This window comes from Streptococcus sp. UMB0029 (assembly GCF_002871495.1).
Lineage (GTDB): Bacteria > Bacillota > Bacilli > Lactobacillales > Streptococcaceae > Streptococcus.
On record NZ_PNGD01000007.1, the window covers coordinates 95,023 to 115,796 of the forward strand.

Consider the following 20,774-nt stretch of genomic DNA (forward strand, 5'->3'; position numbering starts at 1 on the left):
TTCAGTTTTCTTCTTTCATTATAACATAAAGCTGGCTCCTGAGGCAGAAAGAAAACCTCTCCGAGAGTGGAGAGGTTGAAATCGTTACTTACGATACAAGCGGTCGTATTGGTAGTATGGATCAAAGGTTACATTGATACCCAATTTGCGAAGGACATTCTTGTCTTCATCGGTTAAGATGATGGTTGAGTGGGCTTCGCTTCCTTTGAGGTTGCCAAGTTCTTCCATAGCACGAGCAGCATCAGAATTTTCTGTAGCTGTGATGGCAAGAGCAATCAGGATTTCATTTGAATGAAGGCGTGGATTGCGGCTACCCAGATGATCGATTTTAAGACCTTGGATTGGCTTAACAACTTCAGGCTCGATTAGTTTTACTTCTTTCGCAATGTTAGCTGATTTCTTGATAGCGTTGATAAGAGCAGCGGCTGTAGGGCCAAAGAGTTCTGAGTTCTTACCAGTGACAATTTCCCCATTTGGTAATTCAAGGGCTAGGGCTGGTCCGCCAGTTTCTTCTGCTTTTTGACGTGCAACGACAGCAACCTTGCGGTCTGCAGGTGTGATACCGAGGTCGTTCATGAGTAACTCGATTTTCTTGACAGCAGATTCGCCCACTTTTTCGGCTTTGAAATCAAGAACAGTCTGATAGTAGCGACGGATGATTTCTTGTTTAGAGGCTTCGATAGCAGCCTCATTATCTGTAATAGCGAAACCAACCATGTTGACACCCATATCTGTCGGAGAAGCGTATGGAGACTCTCCTAGAATGCGTTCCAACATGCGCTTGAGCACAGGGAAGATTTCGATATCACGGTTGTAGTTGACAGTTGTTTCTCCGTAAGTTTGGAGATGGAAGGGGTCGATCATGTTGACATCGTCAAGGTCAGCTGTGGCTGCCTCGTAGGCCAAATTGACTGGGTGATGAAGGGGAAGATTCCAAACTGGGAAGGTTTCAAATTTAGCGTAACCAGACTTGATACCATTGATTTGGTCGTGGTACATATTGGACATACAAGTTGCCAATTTTCCAGAACCAGGTCCAGGAGCGGTTACGACAATCAAGTTACGACTGGTTTTGATGTAGTCATTTTTTCCCATACCTTCTGGAGAAATGATGTGATCCATATCTGTTGGATATCCTTTGATTGGATAATGAAGATAAGAATCGATTCCGTTTTTCTCAAGTTGGTTGCGGAAGGCATCTGCAGCTGGTTGGCCAGCGTACTGTGTGATGACAACAGAGCCAACAAAAATTCCCAATTCATTGAATTTATCAATCAGACGAAGAACTTCTTGGTCATAAGAAATGCCCAAGTCACCACGTGCTTTGGAATGTTCGATGTTGCTAGCATTAATGGCAATCACAACCTCAACCTGCTCTTTCAATTCTTGCAAGAGTTTGATTTTGTTGTCAGGCTCATAACCAGGAAGGACGCGAGCAGCGTGGAAATCTTCTAACATTTTGCCACCAAACTCCAAGTAGAGCTTGCCGTCAAATTGGTTAATGCGCTCCAAAATGTGGTCGCGCTGTAGATTCAAATAGTTTTCAGAACTAAAAGCTTGTTTTTTCATTTTTTTACCTCTGACCTCTATTATAATAAAAAATTGGAAGTTAGGAAACTATGGAGTTAAAAAAGAAATCAAAAAGATTAGGCAAACGCTTGCACAAAGTTTTGAAAAGCGCTATCATAGACTGTAGATTATTAAAATAATGAGGTAAGAAAATGCAAGAAAAATGGTGGCACAATGCCGTAGTCTATCAAGTCTATCCAAAGAGTTTTATGGATAGCAACGGAGATGGAATTGGCGATTTGCCAGGAATTACCAGTAAGTTAGACTATCTAGCAAAGTTAGGGATTACAGCGATTTGGCTTTCTCCAGTTTATGACAGCCCTATGGACGATAATGGCTATGATATTGCTGATTATCAAGCGATTGCAGCTATTTTCGGGACCATGGAGGACATGGATGAACTCATTGCAGAAGCTAAGAAGCGTGATATCCGAATTATCATGGACTTGGTGGTCAATCATACCTCGGATGAACATGCTTGGTTTGTCGAGGCCTGTGAAAATCCTGATAGCCCTGAGCGAGACTACTATATCTGGCGAGATGAACCTAATGATTTGGATTCTATCTTTAGTGGCTCTGCTTGGGAATACGATGAAAAGTCAGGTCAATACTATCTTCACTTTTTCAGTAAAAAACAGCCTGATCTCAACTGGGAAAATGAAAAACTTCGCCAGAAAATTTATGAAATGATGAACTTCTGGATTGATAAAGGCATTGGCGGTTTCCGTATGGATGTTATTGACATGATTGGGAAAATTCCTGATGAGAAAGTAGTTAATAACGGCCCTATGCTCCACCCTTATCTCAAGGAAATGAATCAGGCAACCTTTGGAGATAAGAATCTATTGACAGTAGGAGAGACCTGGGGTGCAACGCCAGAGATTGCCAAGCTCTACTCGGATCCAAAGGGGCAAGAACTGTCTATGGTCTTCCAGTTTGAACACATTTGTCTTCAGTATCAGGAAGGAGAACCTAAATGGCACTATCAAAAAGAGCTGAATATCGCTAAGTTGAAAGAGATTTTCAATAAATGGCAGACAGAATTAGGAGTTGAGGATGGCTGGAATTCGCTCTTTTGGAATAATCATGACCTCCCTCGTATCGTCTCAATCTGGGGCAATGACCAAGAATACCGCGAAAAATCGGCCAAAGCCTTTGCGATTTTGCTTCATTTGATGAGAGGAACACCTTATATCTACCAAGGTGAAGAGATTGGGATGACCAACTATCCGTTTGAAACACTGGAGCAAGTAGAAGATATTGAATCGCTCAACTATGCGCGTGAAGCTCTTGAAGAAGGCGTTCCGATGGAAGAAATTATGGATAGTATCCGTGTCATTGGTCGCGACAATGCCCGTACTCCAATGCAATGGGATGAGAGCCAAAATGCTGGCTTTTCAACAGGTCAACCTTGGTTGGCAGTCAATCCAAACTATGAAGAAATCAATGTTCAAGAAGCGCTGGCAAATCCAGATTCTATTTTCTATACTTATCAGAAGCTGGTTCAAATCCGCAAGGAGAACAGCTGGCTGATTCGAGCTGATTTTGAATTACTCGATACGGCTGACAAGGTCTTTGCCTATATCCGTAAAGATGGTGACCGTCGATTCCTAGTCGTAGCCAACTTGTCCAATGAAAAACAAGACTTGGTAGTAGAAGGAAAAGTTAAATCAGTCTTGATTGAAAACACTGCGGCTCAAGAAGCCTTTGAAAAACAAAGCTTGGCTCCATGGGATGCTTTCTGTGTGGAAATGACTGACTAAAAAGTGGGGACCTCAAGCTTATAGAGTTTGAGGTTTTTTGCTAAAAGTTTTTCAGAAAACTCTTTTAAAAACATTTGTTAGAATTTTCTAAAAAATCTGTCGAAAGCTCTTGCATTTAGAATAAAATAGAGTATAATGGTGGAAATAACATATTACTAAAGGAGTTTGATTATGAAATCTAAAAAGTGGATTTTAGGAGCAGGATTAACGATGAGTGCAGCCCTTCTTTTAACGGCTTGTGGGAAAAGCGATAAGAAAGCAGATGCCCCGAGGAGTTTTTCTTATGTTTATGCAGTAGATCCGTCTTCCTTGGATTATAGCATTACGAGTAAAAGTTCGACCTCTGACGTGATTGGTAATGTTGTTGATGGTCTTTTAGAAAATGATAAATATGGGAATCTTGTTCCGTCTTTAGCAGAGGATTGGACTGTTTCAGCTGATGGTTTGACTTATACTTACAAACTTCGTAAGGGTGTGAAGTGGTACACTTCTGAAGGAGAGGAGTATGCAGAAGTTAAGGCTCAGGACTTTGTTACAGGTCTGAAACATGCAGCAGATGGTAAGTCAGATGGTCTTTCTTTGATTGAAAAATCAATCAAAGGTTTGGAGGCCTATGTTAGTGGTGAGACCAATGATTTTTCAACTGTAGGTGTTAAAGCTCTTGATGATTATACGGTAGAATATACCCTTAATAAACCAGAAAGTTTTTGGAACTCTAAAGTAACCACTGCAACCATGCTTCCTGTAAATGAAGAGTTTTTGAATGCAACTGGTAAGGATTACGGAGCGCCAACTCCATCAAGTATTCTTTACAATGGTCCATATTTTTTGAAATCTTTGATTTCTAAATCTGTGATTGAGTATGAAAAAAATCCTAACTATTGGGATAAGGAAAATGTCAAGGTTGATAATGTAAAATTAACATTCTATGACGGTTCAGATCAAGAATCCCTTATCCGTAGTTTCGCTACAGGAGCATATAATACAGCGAGACTTTTCCCAAATAGTTCAAGTTTTGCTTCAACCAAAGAGAAATATGGCGATCAGATTATTTATAGCCCTCAGGAAGCAACTAGCTACTACTTTACTTTTAATGTAAATCGTCAATCATATAATAAAACAGCCAAGACAGATGAAGGACAAAAGCTTTCTACAAAAGAAGCTATGCTGAATAAAAATTTCCGTCAAGCGATTAATTTTGCCTTTAATCGCCATGCCTATACAGCTCAATTAAACGGTGAAGAAGGTGCGGATAAGATTATTCGTAATAGTCTAGTGCCAGATAATTATGTTCAGGTAGCAGGGAAGACCTTCGGACAGTTGGCTCAGGATGAACTACTGAAATATGGAGAACAGTGGAAAGATGTAACTCTCACAGATGGTAAGGATACAATTTACAATCCTACGAAGGCCAAATCAGCATTTGAGAAAGCGAAGTCAGAATTGCAAAGCAAGGGAGTAAGTTTCCCGATTCATTTGGATGTACCAGTAGAACAGACAGATGTAGTTGCAGTTCAACAGACAAATTCATTAAAACAATCGATTGAAGAAACGCTTGGTTCTGAGAATGTCATTGTAGATGTTCTTCAAATGACAGATAATGAGAAGGAAAGTATTACTTCCCAAGCAAAAGTGCCAACTCAAAAAGATTATGATTTGAACGGAACAGGTTGGGGACCAGATTACCAAGATCCAGCAACCTATCTCAATATTTTAGATGCTAAGAAGGGTTCTGCCTTGAAACACCTAGGTATAACAAAGGGCAAGGATCCTGAAGTCATGGCGAAAGTTGGCTTGGATGAATACAAGAAGCTCTTGGACGATGCTGCTTCTGAGACGACCAATCTTGACAAACGTTATGAGAAATATGCTAAGGCTCAAGCTTGGGTAACAGATAGTTCTCTCCTTATTCCAGTGGCGTCTTCAGGAGGTTCTCCTATGGTAAGTCGTGCTGTGCCATTTACTAAAGCTTATTCACAAGTTGGTATCAAAGGGGATCCATTTATTTTTAAAGGAATGGAACTTCAAAATGATATTGTCACAACGAAAGAGTATGAGGCAGCTCTCAAGAAGTGGCAAAAGGAAAAACTAGAATCGAATGCTCAGTATCAAAAGGATTTAGAAAAACACGTAAAATGAGTCTAGGCTCGTTTCTACAAATGGTTTTTTAGTTAATAAATCGTATAAAAACAAGGGAGGACTGTATGAAAGACAGGAATCCTTTGTTTTTTAATGCCTAGAGTTTATAAACTTCCATTCTAGAAATTCAATTAACTTTACAAATTACTGCTATTTTGGTAGAATAAGGTTATGTTATAAAAACTAACATAAAGGAGAAAGAAGATGAATACAAAGAAGCGTGTCCTTAGCGCAGGCCTGACCTTTGCGGCTGCTTTGCTTTTAGCTGCTTGCGGGCAATCAGGTTCAGATACAAAAACTTACTCATCAACCTTTAGTGGAAATCCAACTACATTTAACTATTTATTAGATTACTACGCTGACAATACATCGATTATAACCAACCTAGTTGATGGTTTGCTTGAGAATGACAACCACGGAAATCTAGTTCCATCTTTGGCGGAAGACTGGTCTGTTTCGAGCGACGGTCTGACTTATACCTACAAATTAAGAAAAGATGCCAAATGGTTCACAGCTGACGGTGAAGAGTACGCCCCAGTCAAGGCACAAGATTTTGTGACGGGTATTAAGTACGCAGTGGATAATAAATCACAGGCCATTGACTTGATTCAAAATTCCATCAAGGGTTTGAATGATTATATTACAGGAGCGGATTCTGACTTTTCTAAGGTTGGGGTGAAGGCCATTGACGACCAGACTGTTGAGTATACTTTGACACGCCCAGAACCTTACTGGAACTCCAAAACAACCAATAGTATTCTCTTCCCAGTAAATGAAGAGTTTCTAAACTCAAAAGGGAAAGATTTTGGTACCCTATCTCCAGATAGCATTCTTTACAGTGGACCTTATTTGTTAAAAGACTTCACATCAAAATCATCGGTCGAGTATGTGAAAAATCCGCATTACTACGATCATGATAAAGTATCGATTGAACATGTCAAGTTGGCTTATTTTGATGGCTCAGACCAAGAATTGACCATCCGTAACTTTGAAAGTGGAGCCTATTCTATCGCTGGGGTTTATCCAAATAGTTCAAACTTTGCCAAGACCAAGGAGAAATATAAGGATAATATCGTCTATAGTTTGCAAGACAAGACTTCTTGGTACTTCAATTTCAACGTCAACCGTAAGGCTTACAACCATACATCTAAAACGACAGATGAGCAGAAGAAGTCAACTGAGACAGCTGTTTTGAACAAGAACTTCCGCCAAGCGGTGAACTTTGCCTTGGACCGTGCAGCCTACTCTGCCCAGTCAAATGGGGAAGAAGCGGCTAGCAAGACCCTTCGGAACACCCTAGTTCCTCCTACCTTTGTCCAAGTTGGAGACAAGACCTTTGGAGAAGTAGTCGCTTCTAAATTGGTCAACTATGGAACAGAGTGGGCAGGTATGAACCTAGCAGATGCTCAGGATGCCTATTTCAACAAAGAAAAAGCCCAAGCAAAATTTGCGGAAGCCAAAAAAGACTTGGCAAATCAAGGTGTGACCTTCCCAATTCACTTGGATATAGCTGTTGATCAGACAAATAAAAATGCTGTGACTGGTATGAATTCTGTGAAACAGACCCTTGAGTCTGTTTTAGGTGCTGATAATCTTGTTATTGACGTTCAACAACTCTCTACAGATGAGTATAATAACGTAGCCTTCTTGGCTCCTACTCCCAATGCAAGAGATTATGATTTAAGTTTTGATGGTTGGGTAGCGGATTATCAGGATCCATCTACTTACCTCAATCCTTTCAATGCAGAGGATGGATTCTATCTCAAGATTTTTGGTCTAGATGCCAAGGAAGATAAAGCGAAGATTGCTAGCCTAGGTTTGGATACTTACACTAAAATGCTCAAAGATGCGGATAGTGAAAATAAAGATGTAAGCAAACGCTATGAGAAATATGCTGAAGCTCAGGCTTGGATGATTGATAACTCTCTTATTATGTCAGCAATGTCAGGAGGAGGGACTGCTTCTGTGACCAAAGTGATACCATTTACAAGAGGATACTCATTGGTCGGTATCAAGGGTGACGGTTATAACTATAAGTATATGAAACTGCAAAAAGATACTGTTACGACTAAACAGTATGAAGAAGCCAAGACTAAATGGGAGCAAGAAAGCAAAAAAGCAATTGAAAAAGCTCAAAAAGAAGCAGAGAATCATGTTAAATAAATGATAGGCTGGGAAAAACTCAATTTCAGGAGAAAATGAAGTAATACTCTTCGAAAATCAAATTCAAACTACGTCAGCGTCGCCTTGCCGTACTCAAGTACAGCCTGCGGCTAGCTTCCTAGTTTGCTCTTTGATTTTCATTGAGTATAAATACCCTCGAAATAAAATGCATAGTATCAAGGTTTTTCAATACCTGATAGTATGCGTTTTTTTATTTTAATACTCTTCATTTTATAGTTTATTGAATCTGGAATAGTACACTATAGTTGCTAAAATGTTTCTAGAAATTAATTTAACTTTCCTAATCAATTTGTTCGTATCTTATTTCAATCTACTATAATACTCTTCGAAAATCTCTTCAAACCGCGTCAACGTCGCCTTGCCGTATATATGTGACTGACTTCGTCAGTCTTATCTACAACCTCAAAACAGTGTTTTGAGCAACCTGAGGCTCGTTTGCTCTTTGATTTTCATTGAGTATAAATTTATTGATGTAATTGTTTGTAAATCCAAAAGAATGTTTCGGAAATAAGATGAAAACGCCTCACCTAAGTGGATTTAGCCCACAAGTGTATTTTTTATGATATAATGAAATGAAATAAAAATTGATAATAGAGGTATATCGTGAGTAGGTTTTCGAAGCGGGCTCGTCAGGGTAAAACAAAGATGTTGATTAGTTGGGGGTTGCTAGCTATCTATGCCGTACTAGCAGTCTTTTTATTGTTTTTGATTTTCAAATACAATATGCTAGACTTCCGATATCTGAATATAGTAGTTGCCGTCCTAATTGTGGTCTTAGCTATTTTGTGCTTTTTTTTGATTTGGTCCAAGAAAGCTAAGAATCTAACGCTGATTTTATTACTGCTTGGTATTTTAATCAGTGGAACTTCTCTCTTTGCTGTAGGGCAGTTCATTGGTTTTACCAGTCGTTTGAATGCAACATCAAACTACTCAAATTATTCGATGAGTATTGCGGTGTTAGCAGATAGTCCAATTGATAATATCAGTCAGGTAACCAGTGTAATGGGACCTACTGGGACGGATAAGGATAATATCCAACAGTTGATGAATGATCTGAAAGCGACTCAAAATAAGGAATTAACAGTCGAAGAAAGTCGTTCCTATCTTGCAGCCTATAAGAGTTTATTGGCTGGAGATACGAAAGCGATTATCTTAAACAGTGTCTTTGAAAACATTATCGAATCTGAATATCCAGACTATGCTTCAAAAATTAAGAAAATCTATACCAAAGAATTAACCAAGACGGTTGAAACTCCAAAAGATGTCAAAGGTGACAGTTTCAACGTTTATATCAGTGGAATTGATACTTACGGTCCAATCAGTTCAGTTTCTCGATCTGATGTCAATATCATTATGACAGTGAATCGCGAAACGAAAAAGATTCTCTTGACAACAACACCTCGTGATTCTTATGTTCCAATTGCAGATGGTGGTAACAACCAAAAAGATAAGTTGACCCATGCGGGTATCTATGGGGTAGACGCTTCAATTCATACATTGGAAAATCTTTACGGTATTGACTTGAACTATTATGCTCGTTTGAATTTCACCTCTTTCTTGAAATTGATTGATCTCCTTGATGGAGTTGATGTTTATAATGATCAAGAGTTTACTGCTCATACAAATGGGAAGTTCTATTCCGTAGGGAATGTTCATCTTGATTCGGAACAAGCTTTGGGATTTGTGCGTGAGCGTTATTCCTTGGCAGATGGAGACCGGGATCGTGGTCGCAACCAACAAAAGGTAATTGTTGCTATTTTGCAAAAGTTAACCTCAACAGAAGCTTTGAAAAATTATGACGGTATTATAAAAGGGTTGCAAGATTCGATTCAAACCAATATGCCACTTGAAACCATGATGAAACTGGTCAATGCCCAACTTGAGAGTGGTGGAACGTATAAGATCAATTCGCAAGATCTTAAAGGAACAGGGCGTATGGATTTACCATCCTATGCTATGCCTGAGAGCAACCTCTACATAATGGAAATAAGTGACAGCAGTTTAGAGTCAGTTAAGGCTGCAATCAATGATGTGATAGAAGGAAAATAAAGCAAAATGATTGATATTCATTCGCATATTGTATTTGGTGTGGATGATGGTCCGAAAACTAAGCAAGAAAGTAAGGCGCTTTTGACAGAAGCCTATAGACAAGGGGTACGGACTATTGTATCGACATCGCATAGACGAAAAGGAATGTTTGAGACTCCTGAGGAGAAAATAGAGGCAAACTTTCAAGAGGTTAAGGAGCTAGCCAAGGAAGTAGCTTCAGACTTGACTATTCTCTATGGAGCAGAAATTTATTATACCCATGATGTACTTGAAAAGTTAGAGAAGCAAGTGATTCCAAGTCTCAATGGGACACGCTATGCTCTTATTGAGTTTAGTATGGCTACCCCTTACAGAGAAATTCATACTGCTTTGAGCAATGTTCTCATGCTTGGTATAACCCCTGTTATTGCTCATATTGAACGTTACCATGAATTAGAGAATAATGAAAAACGGGTCAAAGAGTTGATTGATATGGGCTGTTATACACAAATCAATAGTTCTAGTATTTTGAAACCAAAGTTATTTGGGGATAAATACAAATTTATGAAGAAACGAGCTCGCTATTTTCTAGAGCGTGACTTGGTTCATTTTGTGGCGAGTGATATGCACAATTTGGACCAACGTCCCCCTTATATGAAAGAAGCCTATGAACTTATCTCAAAACAATATGGTGAAAGAAGAGCGAGAGAATTATTTATTGAAAATCCTCGTTTAATTGTATCTGATCAAATTATTTAGGAGTTGACATGAAAGAAAATAAAGAAATCTCAATTGATGTTATTCAATTATTTAAAATCCTTTGGAAGAAAAAAATCACTATCATCTTGACTGCGATTATAGCTGCTGTTCTAGCTTTCTGCGTAAGTAGTTTTGTACTGAAGCCAGAGTATTCTAGTACGACACGTATTTATGTGGTCAATCGAAATCAATCTGATAAAGCAGGGTTGACCAACCAGGATTTGCAGGCTGGGACCTATCTGGTAAAAGACTATAAGGAAATCATCCTCTCTCAAGATGTACTTGAGAAAGTCATTTCAAATCTTAAACTAGAGAAAACAGTTAGGGAATTAAGCAAGAAGATTCAGGTAACAGTACCTGTTGATACTCGTATCGTGTCAATTACTGTAAAAAATGCACAACCAGAAGAAGCTAGTCGTATCGCAAATGCTCTTCGTGAAGTGGCTGCTGAAAAAATCATTTCTGTAACTCGTGTGTCTGATGTGACAACATTGGAGGAGGCAAGGCCAGCCCTAAGTCCTTCATCACCTAATATTCGTCGTAATACCCTGCTAGCTTTTCTAGCGGGAGGAGCAGTGATGGTAATTTCAGTCTTGTTACTTGAGTTGTTGGATGATCGTGTTAAACGACCAGAAGATGTGGAAGAAGTAATGCAGATTGCACTTCTAGGGATTGTTCCAGATTTGAATAAGTTAAAATAAGGGAGAAAATATGCCAACATTAGCAATAGCACAAAAACGTTTAGATTTTGCGAAAAAAGCAGAAGAGTATTACAATGCTTTGCGAACAAATATTCAATTGAGTGGTGATAATTTGAAAGTTCTTTCCATCTCATCTGTTAAACCTGGTGAGGGGAAATCGACAACATCAATAAATATTGCTTGGACCTTTGCGCGTGCAGGTTATAAAACTTTATTGGTGGATGCAGATATTCGTAATTCAGTTATGTCTGGTGTTTTCAAGTCAAGGGAAAAAATTACTGGGTTGACTGACTTCTTAGCAGGAACTACTGATCTTTCAAATGGTCTCTGCGATACCAATATTGAAAACCTATTTGTTATTCAGTCAGGACCGATATCACCTAATCCAACGGCCCTCCTGCAGAGTGAAAATTTCCATACCATGATTGATACCCTGCGTAAGTATTTTGACTATGTCATTGTGGATACGCCACCAATTGGAGTAGTCATTGATGCTGCTATCATTACACAGAAATGTGATGCTTCTATCTTGGTAACGGCAGCTGGAGAAACAAAACGTCGTGATGTTTTAAAGGCCAAAGAACAGTTAGAACAAACAGGAACTCCATTTTTAGGTGTAGTTCTAAATAAATTTAACACTGAAGTTGAAAAATATGGAGTTTATGGTGGTTACGGAGCCTATGGTTCCTATGGCAATTACGGAAATTATGGGAAGAAATAATTAATTAAAAATGTATTTGATTTTTAAAAATACTTTAGACAGGTTTTTGGCATTTTTCTTATTTATTACCTTGATAATCATACCGATTATTCCTATAACAATTCTGGCTATTTGGATAGAAGATCCAGGAGATGTTTTCTATTTACAAGATAGGGTTGGTTTAAATGGCAAGAAATTTAAAGTAATAAAGTTTCGGAGTATGTATAGGGATGCTGATAAGAGAATAAAAGAAAGTATTAATAGTGGTAAAACGGATCATCTAAATTTTAAAGAACATTCTCAAAGTATGACTACAAAAGTCGGTAAAGTGATACGTAAACTTTCAATTGATGAACTGCCTCAATTGTTGAATATTATAAAAGGCGACATGGCTATAGTGGGACCTCGTCCACTACAACAATTTGAGATTACGCATCATATTCTTACTAATAAAGAAATGGATAGTACTTTAAAAATGTCTAAAAGATTGTCTGTGAAACCTGGTTTGCTTTGTTATTGGCAAGTTACGCCAAATAAAAATGACATGCCTTTTAGTGATAGAATGAATCTAGATTTATTATATATTGATAATGTATCTTTCAAGACTGATTTCTTGCTTATTTTGAAGGGATTTTTTACAGTTTTAATGGGTAATAATAATTAACATGCAGAATATAAAAATATTAGTAGCAACACATAAAAAATATAAAATGCCTGCTGATACAAGTGTATATCTACCGATTCACGTAGGATGTGAAGGAAAGGAAGACTTAGGTTTTCAAGGTGATAATTCTGGAGAAAATATTTCAACCTTAAATCCTTACTATTGTGAACTTACAGGTCTCTATTGGGCTTGGAGAAACTTAGCCTGTGATTATCTTGGTTTGGTACATTATCGTCGATATTTTACTAAAATGACGAAAAAATATAATGAATCAATAAATATTGATGATGTAATCTTAAATAGATATGAAATTGAAGAACTATTAGAGAACTCAGAAGTCATCGTTCCCAAAAGAAGAAAGTATTATATTGAAACTCTCTATTCTCATTACGACCATACTTTTGATGGTTCTCATTTAGATCTGGCTAGAAAAATGATTGAAATGAAGAATCCAGAATATCTCTCTAGTTTTGATAAGGTAATGAAACAAAGAAGCGGCTACATGTTTAACATGTTCATTATGAAAAAAGAACTGGCAGACGATTATTTTTCTTGGCTGTTTCCTATCTTGGATAGTATGTATGAAAGTATAGATTTATCAGATTTAACTGATTTTGAGGCTAGATTATTTGGAAGAGTTAGTGAGATACTATTTAATGTGTGGTTAGATAAAAACGATCTAAAGATTAAGGAAATCCCTTTTATGTACATGGAAAAGGTTGACTTGTTTAAAAAAGGAATGTCATTTTTAATGGCTAAATTTTTTGGAAAGAAATATGGACAGAGTTTTTAAATTATAATTTTATTATTACTTACTTTTTTAATTTTTTTAGTTTTCCCTGTTTTATCTTTGTTTTTGAGTATAGTAGGAATAGTAAACGACAGAAGGTTTTCGGTAACTTATTTAGTACTTGCGTGTTTATCGATTTCTATAATAGCTTTGCGTTATATCCCTCATCCATTAGATGATGGGGCATTTCATTTTAGAGCAACACAAGTGCTAACTAATTTTGATAGCATTATTTCAATGTTTCAAGCTTTTGAATCAGGATTTAGAGTTGGTAGATATGATTATGGTTCTGTTCCGGTATTTACTTCATTGATGTATTTGGTCAGAAATACTCATCATTGTAGTTTGCTTAGTTTTATTTCAGCGTTTGTGACATATTTTAGCTTTGGTTATGTTGTTGTTGTTGTTGTTGTTGATTTGTTTAAGTCCTATAAAAACTACTTTAAGTTAGCCTATATTCTGATTCTAATTACAGTTTTGTTATTAAATAACTATAGATACACCACTAGTGGCATGAGATTTTGTATGACAATTTCTCTGATAATGTTAATTATGTATTTGGAGTCGAAATTTAATTATGCAAAGTATTGGATGATGCTATGGTACTTAGTTCCAATAAGTATTCATTCGGCTGTTGTTTATTTTGTTGCTCTTAGATTCATTTTTTTCTACCTAAAAAAGATTACGGTAGGTAAGAGTTTACTTGTTTTATTAAGTTTTCCAATTATAATAAAATTAACACCAATATTTTCGGAGTGGACAGGTATTAGCTTCTTTCAGTCTATTATTAGAAAAATTGATATCTATTCGGATAATACATCGTACGTAAATCTCTTTAATACTACTCTGACAATGAGGTTATATATTGGTGTGGTTCTAATGTTTTTATTTTTAATTCAATATTTTGTTTTGAGTAGAACTATTAAAGGGATTGATGATTGGAAATTATCTTTTGTTAAGATGACTTATTACTTAACATTATTATCAATGGGATCTGTACCGTTTCGAAATATGTACGATAGGAATCTTTTTTTGCTCTTACCAATGATTGTAATTTCTTCATTCATATTGTTTACATATCGAGCACAGTTGAAAATCTTATCGAATCGTAACCTAGTATACGGAATAGAGCTTAGCTTGCTTGGTATATCATTTATCACAGTTTTTTTCTATAATAAGAATTTCCCTTTTAACTTTATTGATTATAGTAAAACGGATCTCCTTTTAAAGAACATTTATTAGTTCTTTTCAAATTTACCTTTTACATAATAAGACTATGTGCTATTTTATTTTTGGAGGATTACATGGGACTATCTACAGTGACGTTGTTTAAAAATTTAAAGTTCTCAGATAGTAAATTTATTAAATTAGAAGGAGAGCTCCTTCTTAAATATCAAGAGTATTTATTAAAAATCATGGAAGATATTGTAACAGTGTGTGAGGAAGAAGGGCTATACTATTCACTTTCTGGCGGGAGTGCATTAGGGGCTTTTCGGCACAAAGGGTTTATTCCATGGGATGATGATATGGATATATTTATGTTAGGAAGTGAGCGAGAGATTTTCTTTCAAAAATTCTCTCAGAAATTTTCTGATAAATATTGGATACATAATTCACATACGCCAAACTATGGTATGCCAATTGGTCGTATAAGACAAAAAGGAACCGTTTTTCGTGGTCGAGAGGATGTCGGAGTTGAAGAATGTGGATTTTTTATTGATATTTTTTGGCTTGAAAATGTTCCTAATTCAAAAATCTTGAGACAATTTCACGGCTTTCTCTGCATGGCGATTGGATTGTTACTATCATGTAGAAATTTTTATAAAAATCGTCAGTTGATGCTGGAGATTATGAAGGAACATAAAGAAGTAAGGACTGTTTTTCGAATAAAACTAGTTTTAGGGTTTCTAACTAGTTTTATATCTTTGAGACAATTTACAAGACTTACGGAAAGGATCTACTCATTGTGCAAGAATAATGAATCAAGATATCTTAGCGTTCCTTCAGGAAGAAAACATTATTTTGGCGAGATGTTTATAAGAGAAGATATGCAGTTAACTAGGAAACTAAATTTTGAAGGACATAAGTGGAATGTTCCAAATAATATTGAGCATTATTTAACTGTAATGTACGGTGATTATATGAAAATACCTGCAGTTGAAGATAGGGAATCACATATCATATTAGAAATCTCCTTCCCTAGCTAGTAAACAGTACTTTCGTTTTTTGTATGTAAGGAATTAATTTAATGAAAAAAATCGCTTTAGTGAAATGGATTTTGGATGATTCTGGTGGCGGTGAGCGAGTTGCTGTATCTTTGGCAAACGAACTTACAAAAAAGTATGAAGTTCATTTGATTGGAATTACAACAAAGCAATCGGATTTATTCTTTGAAATCAATTCTCAAGTAAAATACTCCAATTTTTTTGACCATCGAGTACGCTTGTCTAAGAATATTCTAAAAATCTCAAAAATGTTAAAAAAATATTTCCTAGATAATGAGATAGAGGTTGCCTTTGGGATAGGGATATTCGCTAATATATTTTTATCTTTGTCAGGAATAGGAATTTCTACTAAAGTAGTTTTGTGTGATCATACCAATTCAATTACGGCTAATAGAGAACTTTCTCAGAAAGTCCAAAGATATGTTGGGACAAAGCTAGCAGACAAGATTATTACTCTTACACAAGAGGATCGTAAAAATTATATACGAAAATACGGTATTTCTGAGAATAGGATTGCTTACATCTATAATTGGAAAGAAAATCGTCTTTCCAATATACCTTATAATGATGAGTCTACTAAAATTGTAACTGTTGGTCGTTTTGATTATCAAAAAGGATATGAGTATCTTATCCAAGTCGCGGAAAAAGTGTTAGCTAAAATGCCTGACTGGACTTGGGAAATCTATGGTTCCGGAAAACAAGATGAAGTAGACAAAATCAAGGATTTAATCATCAAAAATGATTTGCAAGATAAGTTAGTCATTAAAGGTCTTGAAAAAAATCAGGATATGATTTATGGAGATAAAGGAATTTATGTCATGACTTCTCGTTACGAAGGATTACCCTTGGTATTGCTAGAAGCTCAACAATACAATCTTCCTATTGTTAGCTTTAGGTGTCCAACGGGACCTAATGAGATTGTTGAAGATGGGGTCAATGGTTATCTAATAGATTGTTATGATACCGATAAGATGAGTGAGAAACTACTTGAATTGATGAAAGATTCGAACTTGCGAAGTTCCTTCGCTAAACATGCCAAGGATAATATGGATAAATTTGATAAAGATAAAATAATTCAACAGTGGATCGATTTAATTGAGGAAATGACTGGAGGGAATAATTTTGAAACCTAAAATGTTAATTTGTATAACTAGTCTAACAGGTGGAGGCGCTGAAAAATCACTTGTTAACTTTGTTCAAGAATTTGAAAGTATGTTTGAAATTAGCATTCTAGTATATACGGAAAAAAATAATTTTTATGGCTCAAAATTAAGTCATTTAAGGATTGATTATTTTATTAGAAAGAATACACCAGTTATTATTGAAAAATTATTGAATAAGCTTGTTAAGTTATTGCCACCGTCATTTGTGAATAGATGGATTATACAGAGAAGTATTTTTAAAAATGAAAAATTTGATTATGAATTTGCATATATAGAAGGAAAACCAACAAAAATCATAGCGGGATCATCGAATAAAGATAGCTTAAAACTGGCTTATATCCATTGCGATTTCTCAAAAAATTGGTATTCAAAACGATCGTTTAAAAATTTTAAAGAGGAATTGACTTGTTATCAAAAGTTTAATTCAATCTTAGCTGTTTCTACTCCACAAAAAGAATCTTTTGAGGAGATTTTTCCAAAGACAAGTTTAGAAGTAATACCTAACTTGCTTAACATTGATGAAATAAAAAATTTAAGTAAAGAGGAAATAGAATTAGAAAATATTCCTTATTTTTGTGCGATAGGGAGATTGGAACTTGTTAAAAATTTTGAATTATTAATAAATGCTTTTCATTTATTTAGAAAAAAGTATTCACAATATCATTTAATTATTTTGGGAGATGGTAGTTTATATGATCATTTAAAGAATCAAATTAACAATCTAGGAGAGAGCCAATATATAAAATTATTAGGTTTTCAATCTAATCCATATAAATATATAAAGAATAGTGTGGGGTTAATTCAAAGTTCAGTATCAGAGTCTTTTAGTTATGTATTAGCAGAAGCAGCTGTTTTAGGCATTCCTAGTATTTCAACAAAAACTCAGGGTTCCGAAGTTATGGCAGAATATTTCGAAGTAATCCAGGTAGAGCATACGAGTAACGAATTAGTAAAAGGTATAGAGAAAGTCATTACAAATAACTTTGCTAATGTTCATTTTAATTTTAATGAAGAAGCTTATTACAAATTTTTAGAGATATTTAAGAAAGGAAGTGGAAATTTTGAAATTCGAAAAGAAATATAATACATTGTTCAATATAATTTTTTCTCTGTTAACAATATTGTATCTACTGAAATTTGTAAATATTGACAGAATTGATGGAATTTCTATTGTAATCCTTATATGTATATTATTCCTGTTTGTGATGCATAGTCTTAAATATGGAATAAATAGATTAAAACTAACTTCCTTAATATTGTTTTTCGTAACATTTATTTTGAATCTTTTTAATGGTTTTACATTTCTAGAAATAACGTACTTCTTCTTATTATATACAATTATATTAAAAGATAATAAAAAATTTTTCAAAATACATTTTATTACACTTACGGTATTCGTGTTAACAATTATATTATTGTCCCATATTGGCTATATTAGTAATTTTGTAATATATAGATCAAATGGTGGTATTAGGAATAGTTTAGGATTTGTACACCCGAATTCATTAGGGTTAATGATCTATTCCTTAACCGTTTGTAGTTTAAATCTTTTTGAAATAAAAAGATTCAAATTCTTCTTCTATTTATTTTTATTATTGATGAATTTATGGATATTACAGTTAGCAGACTCCAGAACATCAGGATATATAAGTATTTTAGTAATTCTCTTTTGTTACTTTTTTGATAAAATGGGTAAGTTAAATAGACCGTTAAATAGTTTTTTTATTAATTTAGCTATTACTGTGTCTGTTTTGTTTATAACTCTAATGTCAATTAATTTTGAAGCCAATAGCATTTTTCAATTTTTAAATAAATTGTTCACTAATCGAATTTTTAGTAGTTATGTATTTTTTAGAGAATATGGAATTACTTTATTTGGCACAAGAATTGATGGAATTGTCTCATTAGCTCAAGGAACAGTCATAATTGACAGTGGTTATGTAGGTTTACTACTATATAAAGGAATTATTTTTTTTGTATTATTTTTGCTATTTATTTTTTCTAGAATAAAAGAATACTCATTTACACTAAGAGAAAGTATACTACTGATTAGTGTATTTATTTCTCTAATGTTTGAGAGCTATGGTTACACCGTATTTCTATTTCCAATATTATTTTTTGATTATTTAGGAAAAAGGAAGGAAAGTATTAATGAATAAAATTACCGTATTTACACCAACTTTTAATAGAGGGTATTTAATGAATAAGTTGTTTCATTCATTAAACAGTCAAACAAATAAACATTTTGAATGGCTTATTGTAGATGATGGTTCAATAGATCAGACAGGTGAGCTTGTTGAAACATTTAAGGAACAGGCAGATTTTGAAATACGATATTTTTATCAACAAAATGGGGGTAAGCATAGAGCAATTAATCATGGTTTGGATTTAGCTAGAGGGGAGCTATTCTTCATCGTTGATTCCGATGATTCATTGACAGATGATGCTATTGAGAAAATTTTTAATAACTATTCTGGAATTGCCTTTGATAACAGTTTTGCAGGTATAGCATTTAATAAAGGTTTCTCTAAAAAAAGAATAGTTGGAGAGACTTTTGAAGGAACGTATATAGATTGTGACAATTTACATCGAGGTAAACATAATATTTTAGGAGATAAGGCAGAAGTATATCGAACAGATATTTTAAAGAGTATTAAGTTTCCAGTAGTAGATGGAGAAAACTTTATGAGTGAAGTTGTCTTATGGAATGAAGTTGCAAGAAGAGGTTATAAATTACGTTGGTTTAATGACATCATTTATTTTTGTGACTATTTAGAAGACGGATTAACCAAAAATAGTGAAAAAATTTTATTTAATAACCCAGTTGCACATCAAATGATGACCAAGGAATTGTTACAAATTGATTTTACATTAAAGAGAAAATTTGGGATGATTTATAACTATCATAAAATTAGAAACCAAAGCATTAAGCAAACTGCTATTAATCTTGAACAGCCTTTAATTTTAGTATATATGGTAGTAATGATGGCTAGAATTAGAAAAATTGTTAAGGGGGTGAAAAATGAGTAACTTATATTATATTGATGAAGAGTTTGGTAGTGATTCAACGGCAGCTACAAAAGCACCAAATGATCTACAGAAAATATTTCAAGACTGTAAATTTAAACCACTAGTAACATTAAAAAAAAATAGTAAGATAGTAAGAATATTTGATTACGCGTTTAAACTGCTGTTGTGTCTTATTAGAATTAGAAGTAATGATATTGTGATATTTCAATTTCCTTTTGCTACTCATGGGAAACTAAAAAATTTTTTAATGAAATTACTACAATGTAGAAAAGCTAAAATGATCTTTTTAATAAACGATTTAGAGTCGTTAAGGTATTCGGGAAATAAAAAAAATCTAATTTCTAAGGAACAGTATGTTAAAAATGCTGATGTGATTATTTGTCATAACCAACGAATGAAGGAGTTTTTAATAGAAAATAAGATCGGCAGTGAAAAAATAGTTGTACTCGGTATTTTTGATTACTTACTGGATAATTTTAATAAAGAAAAAGCATCTTTTGATAAAACAGTTGTAATTGCAGGGAATCTTTCACCCCAAAAAAGTGGTTATTTAACTGAGTTATTAAAAAATGAAAATAGAATAAAATTTAATTTATATGGACCTAATTTTACTTCATCGACTAACAATAATGATTATGTATCATATAAAGGAAGTTTTTCGCCTGAAAAAATTCCTTTTGTACTTGAAGGTGATTTTGGATTAGTTTGGGATGGCGATTCTATATTAACTTGTTCAGGGATTACTGGGGAGTATTTAACATACAATAATCCTCATAAAGTGTCGTTATTTATAGCTTCAAAAATACCGGTTATTGTTTGGAAACAATCTGCCTTGAGTGATTTTGTTAAAAAAAATAATATTGGGATTGTAGTAGACGATTTAATAGAAATGCAAGAAATAATTAGTAATATGTCGGAAGAACAATATGTACTTTTAAAGGAAAATATTGAAAGATTATCTGAAAAAGTTAGAGAAGGATTTTACACAAGTAATGCTATTGATAAAAGTATAAAATTACTTAGAGAAGATAAGAATTAAATAACTGTTAGAGGAAACTA

Annotated in this window: 17 protein-coding genes; 16 read left to right on the forward strand and 1 reads right to left on the reverse strand. The window is 34.6% G+C overall.

Translation table 11 applies throughout. The features are described from left to right. Positions 1-84 precede the first annotated feature (84 nt). Positions 85-1,569 carry a DUF1846 domain-containing protein gene (locus tag CJ239_RS06120; protein WP_102210896.1) on the reverse strand — a complete coding sequence of 495 codons (1,485 nt, stop codon included), beginning with the start codon at positions 1,567-1,569 and terminating at the stop codon, positions 85-87. Between the two features lie 152 nt (positions 1,570-1,721). Here CJ239_RS06120 and CJ239_RS06125 point away from each other — a divergent pair, with 152 nt between their 5' ends. The 16 genes from CJ239_RS06125 to CJ239_RS06210 all read left to right on the forward strand — a co-directional run bounded on the left by CJ239_RS06125 (position 1,722) and on the right by CJ239_RS06210 (position 20,754). After that, complete coding sequence (locus CJ239_RS06125) at positions 1,722-3,332, forward strand: alpha-glucosidase (protein WP_102210897.1); 1,611 nt, start codon at positions 1,722-1,724, stop codon at positions 3,330-3,332. Between the two features lie 171 nt (positions 3,333-3,503). After that, positions 3,504-5,471: a peptide ABC transporter substrate-binding protein gene (locus tag CJ239_RS06130; RefSeq protein ID WP_102210898.1), complete on the forward strand. Its 1,968-nt coding sequence runs from the start codon at positions 3,504-3,506 to the stop codon at positions 5,469-5,471. Between the two features lie 204 nt (positions 5,472-5,675). Then, positions 5,676-7,634, forward strand: coding sequence for a peptide ABC transporter substrate-binding protein (locus CJ239_RS06135; protein ID WP_102210899.1), 1,959 nt, complete (start codon positions 5,676-5,678; stop codon positions 7,632-7,634). 624 nt (positions 7,635-8,258) lie between these two features. Beyond that, positions 8,259-9,704 carry an LCP family protein gene (locus tag CJ239_RS06150; protein WP_102210900.1) on the forward strand — a complete coding sequence of 482 codons (1,446 nt, stop codon included), beginning with the start codon at positions 8,259-8,261 and terminating at the stop codon, positions 9,702-9,704. A 6-nt stretch (positions 9,705-9,710) separates the two neighbouring features. Beyond that, positions 9,711-10,442 carry a capsular polysaccharide biosynthesis protein Cps4B gene (cps4B, locus tag CJ239_RS06155; protein WP_102210901.1) on the forward strand — a complete coding sequence of 244 codons (732 nt, stop codon included), beginning with the start codon at positions 9,711-9,713 and terminating at the stop codon, positions 10,440-10,442. Positions 10,443-10,450: 8 nt separating this feature from the next. Then, positions 10,451-11,143 (forward strand): Wzz/FepE/Etk N-terminal domain-containing protein, encoded by a 693-nt coding sequence (locus tag CJ239_RS06160; RefSeq protein ID WP_102210902.1) that lies wholly within the window; start codon positions 10,451-10,453, stop codon positions 11,141-11,143. A 10-nt stretch (positions 11,144-11,153) separates the two neighbouring features. Further along, the gene (locus CJ239_RS06165; RefSeq protein ID WP_102210903.1) at positions 11,154-11,864 is read left to right on the forward strand and encodes a tyrosine-protein kinase; all 711 of its coding nucleotides are present in this window, start codon (positions 11,154-11,156) and stop codon (positions 11,862-11,864) included. Between the two features lie 10 nt (positions 11,865-11,874). Next, entirely contained in the window at positions 11,875-12,507 is a 633-nt protein-coding gene (locus CJ239_RS06170; RefSeq protein WP_102210904.1) for a sugar transferase, read from the forward strand. Position 12,508: 1 nt separating this feature from the next. Then, on the forward strand, positions 12,509-13,300 hold the full coding sequence (locus tag CJ239_RS06175; protein ID WP_102210905.1) for a DUF4422 domain-containing protein: 792 nt from the start codon (positions 12,509-12,511) through the stop codon (positions 13,298-13,300). A 63-nt stretch (positions 13,301-13,363) separates the two neighbouring features. Continuing rightward, a complete protein-coding gene (locus tag CJ239_RS06180) occupies positions 13,364-14,539 on the forward strand; it encodes a polymerase (protein ID WP_257994465.1) in 1,176 nt (391 codons plus the stop codon). 62 nt (positions 14,540-14,601) lie between these two features. Beyond that, complete coding sequence (locus CJ239_RS06185) at positions 14,602-15,504, forward strand: phosphorylcholine transferase LicD (RefSeq protein ID WP_102210906.1); 903 nt, start codon at positions 14,602-14,604, stop codon at positions 15,502-15,504. A gap of 41 nt (positions 15,505-15,545) precedes the next feature. Further along, positions 15,546-16,655 (forward strand): glycosyltransferase family 4 protein, encoded by a 1,110-nt coding sequence (locus tag CJ239_RS06190; protein WP_102210907.1) that lies wholly within the window; start codon positions 15,546-15,548, stop codon positions 16,653-16,655. Beyond that, on the forward strand, positions 16,645-17,769 hold the full coding sequence (locus CJ239_RS06195; protein ID WP_102210908.1) for a glycosyltransferase: 1,125 nt from the start codon (positions 16,645-16,647) through the stop codon (positions 17,767-17,769). Before CJ239_RS06190 ends, CJ239_RS06195 begins: the two co-directional genes overlap by 11 nt. A gap of 514 nt (positions 17,770-18,283) precedes the next feature. Then, a complete protein-coding gene (locus CJ239_RS11575; protein ID WP_142366998.1) occupies positions 18,284-18,844 on the forward strand; it encodes a hypothetical protein in 561 nt (186 codons plus the stop codon). Then, positions 18,837-19,715, forward strand: coding sequence for a glycosyltransferase family 2 protein (locus CJ239_RS06205; RefSeq protein ID WP_102210910.1), 879 nt, complete (start codon positions 18,837-18,839; stop codon positions 19,713-19,715). The genes CJ239_RS11575 and CJ239_RS06205 overlap by 8 nt, the downstream gene beginning before the upstream one ends. Next, positions 19,708-20,754 (forward strand): sugar transferase, encoded by a 1,047-nt coding sequence (locus CJ239_RS06210; protein ID WP_102210911.1) that lies wholly within the window; start codon positions 19,708-19,710, stop codon positions 20,752-20,754. The genes CJ239_RS06205 and CJ239_RS06210 overlap by 8 nt, the downstream gene beginning before the upstream one ends. Positions 20,755-20,774: the final 20 nt, after the last annotated feature.

Bases quoted from the DNA above. Each gene is read 5' to 3' on its own strand.
- CJ239_RS06120 (WP_102210896.1), bottom strand. From the start codon at position 1,569: ATGAAAAAACAAGCTTTTAGTTCTGAAAACTATTTGAATCTACAGCGC.
- CJ239_RS06125 (WP_102210897.1), top strand. From the start codon at position 1,722: ATGCAAGAAAAATGGTGGCACAATGCCGTAGTCTATCAAGTCTATCCA.
- CJ239_RS06130 (WP_102210898.1), top strand. From the start codon at position 3,504: ATGAAATCTAAAAAGTGGATTTTAGGAGCAGGATTAACGATGAGTGCA.
- CJ239_RS06135 (WP_102210899.1), top strand. From the start codon at position 5,676: ATGAATACAAAGAAGCGTGTCCTTAGCGCAGGCCTGACCTTTGCGGCT.
- cps4B (WP_102210901.1), top strand. From the start codon at position 9,711: ATGATTGATATTCATTCGCATATTGTATTTGGTGTGGATGATGGTCCG.
- CJ239_RS06160 (WP_102210902.1), top strand. From the start codon at position 10,451: ATGAAAGAAAATAAAGAAATCTCAATTGATGTTATTCAATTATTTAAA.
- CJ239_RS06165 (WP_102210903.1), top strand. From the start codon at position 11,154: ATGCCAACATTAGCAATAGCACAAAAACGTTTAGATTTTGCGAAAAAA.
- CJ239_RS06170 (WP_102210904.1), top strand. From the start codon at position 11,875: ATGTATTTGATTTTTAAAAATACTTTAGACAGGTTTTTGGCATTTTTC.
- CJ239_RS06175 (WP_102210905.1), top strand. From the start codon at position 12,509: ATGCAGAATATAAAAATATTAGTAGCAACACATAAAAAATATAAAATG.
- CJ239_RS06185 (WP_102210906.1), top strand. From the start codon at position 14,602: ATGGGACTATCTACAGTGACGTTGTTTAAAAATTTAAAGTTCTCAGAT.
- CJ239_RS06190 (WP_102210907.1), top strand. From the start codon at position 15,546: ATGAAAAAAATCGCTTTAGTGAAATGGATTTTGGATGATTCTGGTGGC.
- CJ239_RS11575 (WP_142366998.1), top strand. From the start codon at position 18,284: ATGAATTTATGGATATTACAGTTAGCAGACTCCAGAACATCAGGATAT.
- CJ239_RS06205 (WP_102210910.1), top strand. From the start codon at position 18,837: ATGAATAAAATTACCGTATTTACACCAACTTTTAATAGAGGGTATTTA.
- CJ239_RS06210 (WP_102210911.1), top strand. From the start codon at position 19,708: ATGAGTAACTTATATTATATTGATGAAGAGTTTGGTAGTGATTCAACG.